2 protein-coding genes are annotated in these 2,357 nt (G+C 34.5%); both read right to left on the bottom strand.

Annotation, left to right across the window (positions count from 1 at the left end; genetic code table 11):
• Nucleotides 1–59: 59 nt before the first annotated feature.
• Nucleotides 60–785 (bottom strand): IS21-like element helper ATPase IstB, encoded by a 726-nt coding sequence (gene istB / locus EC501_RS18220; RefSeq protein WP_122973751.1) that lies wholly within the window; start codon nucleotides 783–785, stop codon nucleotides 60–62.
• Nucleotides 769–2,196, bottom strand: coding sequence for an IS21 family transposase (gene istA, locus EC501_RS18225; protein WP_338322908.1), 1,428 nt, complete (start codon nucleotides 2,194–2,196; stop codon nucleotides 769–771). The genes istB and istA overlap by 17 nt, the downstream gene beginning before the upstream one ends.
• Between the last annotated feature and the right edge of the window lie 161 nt (nucleotides 2,197–2,357).

Raw genomic sequence — 2,357 nt, forward strand, 5'->3', positions numbered from 1 at the left:
ATTTTGCAATAGAAAAGTGCAGAAAAATGCAATTAAAAATGCAGAAGTTTGCCACCCAATTAGTTTCTTTTTGACAGTGCGTGGGACAGTCTATAACTCTCACCATGAAATGAAATAATATGAGCGTGATGAATTAGTCTGTCCACTAACGCTGCTGTTAATCGAGAGTCTGTAAATATTTTGTTCCATTGACTAAATTCCAAGTTGGATGTAATAATCACGCTTTTTTGCTCGTAAAACTCCGAAATGATTTGAAATAATAATTCAGCTCCTTCTTTACTAAATGGTAAATAACCCATTTCATCTAAAATAACTAAATCTACCTTCTCCATGCGCTTTCTAAATACTGATAAACGGTGATTATGCAATGCTTGTTCTAATTCCTCAACCAAGTGTGCAATTCGATAAAAGCGGACCTCGTACCCTCGTTCACAAGCTTTTCTACCTAATCCTGTAGCTAAATGAGTCTTACCTGTTCCTGGTGAACCAACTAAAACTATATTTTGTCGGTTTTCAATAAATTTTAAACTACACAATTCCTCTTTAGTTAAATGGGGAGGGAACCGAATCTGTTCGGTCCACTCGTAAGTATGTAGGCTTTTTTTATCTAAGAATTTAGCTTTTTTCATTAACCGATTAATTTTGGCATTTTCTCTTAATTTTAATTCTTCATCAAGTACCCCATACAGGAATTGCTCTGGATTTTCAAAACTAATTTTTTCATATACATCCGCAACATAAGCTAGTCTTAAAGTTTTGCAGATTTCTCTAATATTTTGTTTCATTGGCGACCTCCTCTATAGGGGCTAATGAATCATATTTAATCCAATCTACCTCATATGGATCATTTTCACCAGGCAACTTTTCCTCCGCAATTAATTCATAAAAATTTTCATTAATACCCTTCATATCATGAGTAACTAATAAATTTGCTAAGCCATTTAATCTTTTTCGACGAATAATCAAGTTATCAACTAACAAAAACTCCTTAACTCTTCCTGGTAGATACTTAGTGTAGCGGGAATATTCCACTACTCGCGGTTTTTGAATCCATGTCTTAATGATGGATAGCCATGGTAAAGCTTTACGTTTTTTCATATATGGGCGATAGTCATCCAATAATATTTCACCGTTAGGTGAAACAATTTTTAATTGATCCCATGTGAGTATCATTTGTAACTGATTATAATTGGCACCCTTTGGTACATGAATTAACGACTGATCAACTTTTATTTCATTGTATTTATTAACTTTAACAAATTCCTCTTTAAACACAGGGTATGGCTTTTCAGGCAATGCGAGTAGATATTTCTTTTCTTCTTGCCATAAATCTTCTATCCGTACGTTTTTAGAGTAATGGATTCTATTACGATCAGCTTCCAATCTATGAAATAATTGATCTGTCAAACTTTCATAACTTTCCATGATTGGTGCCGAAGTAAAGAAATTATAACGTACATACCCTACCTTATTCTCTACATTTCCCTTCTCATGCCCACTGCGAGGATTACATACCTGAACGTCGAAGCCGTAATAGTTTTGAAATTGTATAAATTCATCGGTTAGTTGGGCTTCTTCAATTTTTGTTCTAGTTTTTTTGACTGCTGGAGTTAAGTTATCTATCCTTATCCTTTTTGGTACTCCTCCAACTTGTTTAAATAGAATGTTAAGGCCGTATAGAAAGCATTCTTGATTTTCAGAAGGTAAAGGCACTGAATAACCTGCATTACTATTCGGAAATGACATCACTAAAGCATGAATATCGACAATTTCTCCATCTTGAACTGCCTCCATAACTCCGAAATCCACTTGTGCTTCACCCGGAGGGTGTTCTAATCTTTCATAACCGTTGTCCTTTTCCTCTTGATGTGTATTTTTCCATTCAGAGATAAAGTAACAAACCGTTCGATAAGATCCCTGAAACCCTAAATCCTTTAATTCCTCAAACATTTGCTTCTTTGTCCTTCTGGACTTTTTCTTTAATTTTGAATCCTCAAATAGCCAATCTGATACAATCTCTCCCCATTTCTCTTCATACATCATTCCTTTCTTTTTAAATAATTTTTCCTGCGGTATTTGATCTTCATCCGCATACTTCTTAGCGGTTCTCCAATTTATTTTCATAGTTCTTTGAATCTCAGAGATTGAAAGACCTTTTTCATTTCTTAACTTTTTGATACAATTAATATCAGACATTGCTAGCATCCTTTCTTAACCTCCACTACAAAATTGCTTCGACACAATTAATGTAGCGGGGACTTGGGGTGACTGGCAAGTCTATTTTTTTTGCACAAAATTAGTGAAGGACTCTGCATTTTTCCTTTGCAAAGCTCTGCATTTTTATTTTGCCATACACA

Source organism: Lysinibacillus halotolerans (assembly GCF_003711845.1).
Taxonomy (GTDB): Bacteria; Bacillota; Bacilli; order Bacillales_A; family Planococcaceae; genus Ureibacillus; species Ureibacillus halotolerans.